Annotated in this window: 5 protein-coding genes; 4 read left to right on the top strand and 1 reads right to left on the bottom strand. The window is 61.9% G+C overall.

From position 1 onward, the window contains the following. Positions 1-169: 169 nt before the first annotated feature. Positions 170-844, bottom strand: a complete 675-nt coding sequence (locus J1N50_RS05370) for a Crp/Fnr family transcriptional regulator (protein ID WP_215350752.1) — start codon at positions 842-844, stop codon at positions 170-172. A 153-nt stretch (positions 845-997) separates the two neighbouring features. Between J1N50_RS05370 and J1N50_RS05375 the strand changes: the two genes are divergently transcribed. The 4 genes from J1N50_RS05375 to J1N50_RS05390 all read left to right on the top strand — a co-directional run bounded on the left by J1N50_RS05375 (position 998) and on the right by J1N50_RS05390 (position 6,261). Continuing rightward, positions 998-3,241, top strand: a complete 2,244-nt coding sequence (locus J1N50_RS05375) for a TonB-dependent receptor (protein ID WP_215350754.1) — start codon at positions 998-1,000, stop codon at positions 3,239-3,241. A 173-nt stretch (positions 3,242-3,414) separates the two neighbouring features. Next, complete coding sequence (locus tag J1N50_RS05380) at positions 3,415-4,626, top strand: acyclic terpene utilization AtuA family protein (RefSeq protein WP_215350756.1); 1,212 nt, start codon at positions 3,415-3,417, stop codon at positions 4,624-4,626. Beyond that, positions 4,619-4,927 carry a DUF4387 domain-containing protein gene (locus J1N50_RS05385; protein WP_215350759.1) on the top strand — a complete coding sequence of 103 codons (309 nt, stop codon included), beginning with the start codon at positions 4,619-4,621 and terminating at the stop codon, positions 4,925-4,927. The genes J1N50_RS05380 and J1N50_RS05385 overlap by 8 nt, the downstream gene beginning before the upstream one ends. An 11-nt stretch (positions 4,928-4,938) precedes the next feature. After that, the gene (locus tag J1N50_RS05390) at positions 4,939-6,261 is read left to right on the top strand and encodes a CitMHS family transporter (protein WP_215350761.1); all 1,323 of its coding nucleotides are present in this window, start codon (positions 4,939-4,941) and stop codon (positions 6,259-6,261) included. Positions 6,262-6,400 lie beyond the last annotated feature (139 nt).

Consider the following 6,400-nt stretch of genomic DNA (forward strand, 5'->3'; position numbering starts at 1 on the left):
GGGTTGCTACGCCGTTGTCACAGCGAGCGCCGTTCACGCCTTGCGGCGACTGTTCCAAAATTGCGACCTTATTGAGCTCCAAATTATGCTTTTGGGAGCATGTTCGCTTTCTTGGATAGCGGCCCTCAAAGCCGACCGACGCCAATCGACCGGATGTCTTTGGGCGATGCTAGGCCGTATGTCTCAACCGCTTGAGGTCAAGCACGACCCATGCCCCGTCGCGCTTCTCGACCAATCTCTGCGCCTTCAAGTAGGTGATCTCGCGCTGGACACTTTGGCGCGTGACGTCGAAAATGCTCGCGATATCGCTTTGCGTAAAGGGAAAGTCGAGAGCGATGGTGCCGGGCACCGGGCCGCCCGCGCAGCGCTCTGCGAAATCGGCGAACATGTTGGCAATTTGGAAGCGAAGCCGCGTTGTCGCACGCGTTTCTCTAGCCGCAAGCTGGCGGCTGATCGCGTCCGAGAATTTGCGGCACAGCGCCTCCGGAATGGCGCTGTGGCCGTGATAGAGCTCCCAGAAGTCCCGTTCGTGCAGCACACGAATGCGGCTGCGCACCATCGCGACGGAACTGTGGTTATAGGGCCGGCGCGACACCATCGCCGTCTCCGCATAGCAGTTGCCGGCGACATAGATGGTGATCAGCGCCTCGCTCCCATCCTCGTGGAGCCCGGTGAGCCGAACATACCCTTCGACCACCTGAAAGATGCGCGTGGCGTCACGCCCGGCCTCAGCGATGATCTCGCCAGGCTCGACAATGCGCTCGACCATTCGCGCCAGCACAGCGTCGCGTACCGGATCGGGCAGGCCGCCTATCCAGTTTTCATGGGTTATGATCCGCTGCATCGATCGTGCACTTCTTCTCTCCCGTTGGACCCTCACTAGCATGAGCCCGTTCGCGCGCCATGTAACATAGGTGTCATGGCAGCGCGGGCTAACCAGTGCACACAGCCCCCGAATCGCGATCGGCTCAAGCCGACCGACTATGGGAGAGGGCATATGAAACCGACCGCACGAAACATTCTGCTCGCATCGAGCGCTTATCTCATGACCGCGGCTGTTCCTGCCGCGGCGCAGGAGGCGGCGGGGTACGAGCCCGTTGCCGACGAAAATGCGGACGCGTCGCCGGGGATCGAGGATATCATCGTTACCGCGCGCCGGCGCGAGGAATCGCTCCAGAGCGCGCCGATCACAGTTACCGCCTTTTCGGGTGATCAGCTTGAAGAGAGAGGGATTACGGATTTCACTCGGCTGGCGCAGGCGACGCCGGGCATCAACTTCGACGCCTTTCCAAAGGCGGCGCCGCGGCCATTCTTCCGGGGCGTCGGAAGCAGCAACCAAGGCGCGGGCGGTGATCCGTCCTCGGTAGCCTTCCTTGACGGGGTCTATCTCGGCCGCGCTGCCATGCTCGGCATCGACTTCTACGACATGGAACGTGTCGAGGTCCTGAAGGGACCGCAGGGGACGCTCTGGGGCAAGAACGTTGTCGCGGGCTCGGTCAATTTCGTAACCGCCAAGCCTGTCGACTATGCCGAGGCCAATGCGCAGCTGACCTTTGGCGAATATGGCCAGATGAACGGTAATCTGATGCTCAACGCGCCGGTGACCGAGGGGATCGCCGCACGCCTCACGCTCGGTGCCGTCACCAATGACGGCTTTCGCAAGACCTTCGACGGCCGCGCGCTTGACGACGAGAACAAGCTGAGCGCCCGGCTCCATCTTCGGGCCGACATTGGCCCCGACACCTGGCTTCTCTTGACGGGCGATGTTGCCAATCAGGATCTCTCGGACAGCTCCCGCTTCAACGTCCTGCTCAATCCTTTCACGCCGGGGAAAGGCTATGCCGACTATGCAAACCCGCGGCGCGCCAATCCCGACCGGCTCGGTTTCACCAAATCGAGGACGGGCGGCGTGCGCGCCGAGCTTTCGACCGACGCACTCGGGTTCGCCAATTGGACGACAGTCGCGTCCTGGCGCACGCTCGACTATGAATTTTCGAGCGATCTCGACGGCACCGATGCGGCGACCAATGCGGCGATCGGCCTGCCCGTGAGCGGCCTCCAGACGCTCGCCAAGGAGAGAGCGGACAGCTATTCGGCTGAAACCCGCCTTTCGTCGCTGAGTGACGGCCCGCTCAGCTGGGTTGCCGGTCTGTTCTACAATCGCGATCAGATTTACCGCGAACGCGAGACGCAGCAATCGGCGACGCCGACGACGATCAACCGCTTCTTCGGTCATTCGACGAACGACAGCTACGCCATTTTCGGCGAGGCGCAGTACAAGTTCGACTTCGGCCTGCGCTTCTTCGCTGGCGGTCGCTACACGAAGGAGCACAAGGAATATCGCGCGAGGCGCCTGCAAGGCGCGCTGGCAGCACCGACGACGACCTACGACACAGAGACGACACCTGGCGTCTTCGACAAGGGCGTCTTCACCTATCGGGTCGGTGCGGATTATCGCCTGAGCAACAATGTCTTCGCCTTTGCCACCGTGTCGACGGGGTTCAAGTCGGGCGCGTTCCAGGAGCAGCCCGGCTCGGCGACGCTCGCCCGCACGCCGACCGATCCCGAGCGCCTTACCAATTATGAAGTTGGCGTGAAGACCGACTGGTTCGACCGCTCGCTTCGCGCCAATATCTCAGCCTTTTGGATGGATTATCGCGATTTCCAGACGATCAAGGTGGTCCCCGACCTCACGCAAGGTCCGACGGGCACGCGCGTGACTTTCGATTCCGCCGACGCGACGATCAAGGGCGTCGAGAGCGAGTTCATTATCGCGCCTGTCTCCTGGTTCGACGCGACGGTGCGCTACACCTATCTCCACCCCTATTTCTCGCGGTTCATCCAGACTGCGGGTTTTGACGCGAGCGGCAACCCGACTTTCGTCAACGGCGCCGGTAACCGGATGAGCAGGACGCCGAAACATGCGGTGAACGCAACGCTCGGCCTGCAGAGTTCGCATGACGCGTCATGGGGGTGGCTGCGGGCCGAGGTAGTCATGGACTACCAGAGCGACGCGTTCGAGAACAACATCAACGACTATAAGGAGTATCGCAAGCCCCGGACGCTTTGGGACGCGAGTATCACCTATAATTTCGACGACCGCTATTCCGTCCAGCTGTGGGGGCACAATCTGACCGACAAGGTCTATCGTATCTGGCAGACCAACGGCGGCTTCTATCAATATGTCCAATATGGCGCGCCTCGTCAGCTTGGTGCGACCCTGCGGGCGAAGTTCCGGTGAGTGGTGGCGAAGGGTCAGCAGCTTGCAGGATTCTTGTCCCGTCGGGGGTCCTTGGCGCCGGCTGCCCAGCCAATGCTTTCGATCGCGGGGTTGCTCTTTGTCCCGACTGCCTAGCCGTCGATGGCGGATCGACGGACAGCGGCCCCCATTATCTCGGGACCGCGACGTCGAAGATGACGCGCGCCGCGACGAAGCACGACCTCCGGCAGCTCATGCTGGCCCGCGACAAACTGGGCGTGCCGCTACTCGTCGGGTCTTGCGGCACGTCAGGGACGGATGCCGGGGTGGACTGGATGGCCGACATCGCGCGCGAGATCGCGCGCGAAGAGGGACTGTCGGCTCGGCTGGGGCTCGTCTATTCTGAGATCGAACCCGCTACCCTGCTTCCTTATCTGGAGGCTGGGAAGATCGCGCCGCTTGAGCCCGCCTTGCCGCTGACGGCAGGGCGCATCTTCGAATGCGACCATATCGTGGGGCTGCTCGGCTATGAGCCTTTGGCCGATGCGATCAAGAACGGCGCCGACATCGTGTTTTCGGGGCGAACGACCGACACGGCGGTGCTCTCGGCGGTGCCGCTGATGCAGGGACTCCCGGCCGGTGCATCTTGGCATGCCGCCAAGACAGCCGAGTGCGGCGGCCTTTGCACGGTCGAGACGCGACGGGGCGGGGTGATCGTCACCGTCGACCCGCAAGGGTTCGAGATCGAACCTCTCGATGCGGACAATCGTTGCACTCCCTATACGGTCTCTGCCCATCTTTTGTACGAGAATAGCGACCCGTTCCGGCTGAAGGAGCCCGGCGTCGTTCTCGACGCGTCCGACGCGCATTACGAAGCGCTCGACAGTCGCCGCGTGCGCGTAACCAACTCGCGGGCCGAGGCCGTGCCTTACACAATCAAGCTCGAAGGGGCGGGAGGTACGGGGTACCGGACGATGGTGTTCAGCGCCATTGCTGACCCCAAGATCCTTGCAAGGTTCGATAAGTGGCGCGCCAATCTCGAAGCCCATCTGCGTTACGGGATCGCCAACGTCCTTCGCGTCGCCGACGGTGACTATGGAATCGAGTTCCGCGCCTATGGCAAGGATGCGCTCAACCCGGTGCCCGCCGACCATGTCCCGCACGAAGTCGGGCTGATGACCATCGTCTGGGCGAGAACGCAGGAGCGCGCGACCGAGATCGCCAAATATTGCAATCCGGTGCTCCTGCATTTTCCGCTCAATCCGGACGATCCATTGCCAAGCTTTGCATTCCCTTTTTCGCCGGCGGAAATCGAGCTTGGTCGGCATTATGAATTCAAGCTCAATCACGTCGTCCGCGTCGATCGTCCGGACGCGCTAGCCCGGACGCATTTCGAGACGATCGGGGAGGAGGCGCTTCATGGCTAAGCTTGGCGATGTCGCGAAATATATCCGCTCGAAAAGCGCCGGCCCTTTCTGGGTTACGATCGACATCTTCTGCGACGATGCGGCGTCGTTCGATCGCATCGTCCGCTCCCCCGCCTTGGCGCCGCGTGCCATCGCATCGCTTTTCGGGGTTTCGGAGAATATGGTCCGGCAGTTCCCCCTCCCCGGGATCAACGTTTTAAAGATGAGCTTTCCGCGCCGGGCCGTTCAAGGCGCGCCGCATGATGTGGACTCGCACGCCGGCCAATATTTCGTGCCGCTTCTATCCGTCGACATCGAATGAGGGGATAGCGCATGTCACCGGCCCTTCTTGGCTTCTCTATGGTTATTTTGTTCATGCTGCTTGTCATGTCGCGGCGCATGACGGCGGTGCCGGCGCTGGTTTTTGTGCCGCTTCTATTTTCGTTTCTCGCAGGGTCGGGCGCCGAGACCGGTACGATGATGATGGTGGGCGTCACCAAGGTGGCAGCCACCGCCGTCATGCTCATCTTCGCGATCCTCTATTTCGGGATCATGATCGACGCCGGCTTGTTCCAGCCACTCGTCAGCCGGATCATCGCATGGGTCGGCAACGATCCGGCGCGGGCCACCGTCGGGCATGCGACGCTCGCCAGCGCGGTCGGTCTCGACGGTGACGGCACGACGACCGCGCTCGTTGGGGTGTCGTCGATGCTGCCCGTCTATCGCCGTCTCGGCATCGACGTGATGATCTTCGCGGTCATCGGCAGCCTTTCCTTCATCATCATGAACATGAGCCCATGGGGTGGCCCTGCCGCGCGCGTTGCGGCGTCGCTGCATGTCGATCCGTCATCGCTTTTCATCCCGATGTTACCGGTTGCGGCGACGGGGCTTGCGTCGGTGTTCCTGCTGGCCTGGTGGATGGGACGGCGCGAGCGCAAGCGGTTGGGCGCTGTCGTGGCCTCGGCGGGTTCCCCCACCGAGACGCTCGACGCCGACCGCATCGCCGGGATTTTCCAGGCGGATCCCTCAGCGCTCCGGCCAAGGCTGATCTGGTTCAACCTGGCGCTGACGCTGGCGTTGATGACGATGGTGATCATCCGCTTCGCGCCGCTTCCCGTCCTTTTCATGGGCGGACTCGCGGCCGCGCTCGTGGTCAATTATCCCAAGCTCGCGGATCAGCGCTCCCGCCTCACGGCACATGCCGGAAACGCACTCAGTGTCGGGGTCATGGTGCTGGCAGCGGGCGCCTTTACCGGCGTGATGTCCGGCACCGGAATGATCGATGCGATGGCAGAAGCCATTCTCGATATTCTGCCGCCTGCGTTCGGGCCCTATCTGGGCGTGATCACGGCGCTTCTGTCGATCTTGATGAACTTCTTTCTCTCAAGCGACGCCTTTTATTTCGGCGTTGTGCCGGTGCTCGCCGAAACCGCGAACCATTACGGAATTTCTGCCGAAGAGATCGGGAGAGCGTCGCTGCTCGGCCAACCGATGCATTCGCTCAGCCCTTTGGTCGCTGCCGTCTATCTGAAATGCGCCTTGCTGGGCATCGAATTGGGCGACCTTCAGCGCTATGCCTGGAAATACTGCCTGGCTCTATGTTTCATTCTCATCGCTGCTGCGCTTCTATTCGGCGTCGTTCCTCTCGCGCGGTGAGATTTGCAGCATCCTGAACATCCGCTTCCTTGATGTGACTCCCGAAAGGAGAAGGTGTGCCAACGGCCAGCTTCGGTTCTACACTCCCGGAATTCGTGCGAGTTCAGCGGGCGTGACCACCGGCTCGTTGCGATCCTTT

This window comes from Sphingopyxis soli (genome assembly GCF_018682675.1).
Taxonomy (GTDB): domain Bacteria; phylum Pseudomonadota; class Alphaproteobacteria; order Sphingomonadales; family Sphingomonadaceae; genus Sphingopyxis; species Sphingopyxis soli.

Coding starts and splice junctions, on each gene's coding strand:
- J1N50_RS05390 (WP_215350761.1), top strand. CDS start 4,939: ATGTCACCGGCCCTTCTTGGCTTCTCTATGGTTATTTTGTTCATGCTG.
- J1N50_RS05375 (WP_215350754.1), top strand. CDS start 998: ATGAAACCGACCGCACGAAACATTCTGCTCGCATCGAGCGCTTATCTC.
- J1N50_RS05380 (WP_215350756.1), top strand. CDS start 3,415: ATGACGCGCGCCGCGACGAAGCACGACCTCCGGCAGCTCATGCTGGCC.
- J1N50_RS05370 (WP_215350752.1), bottom strand. CDS start 844: ATGCAGCGGATCATAACCCATGAAAACTGGATAGGCGGCCTGCCCGAT.
- J1N50_RS05385 (WP_215350759.1), top strand. CDS start 4,619: ATGGCTAAGCTTGGCGATGTCGCGAAATATATCCGCTCGAAAAGCGCC.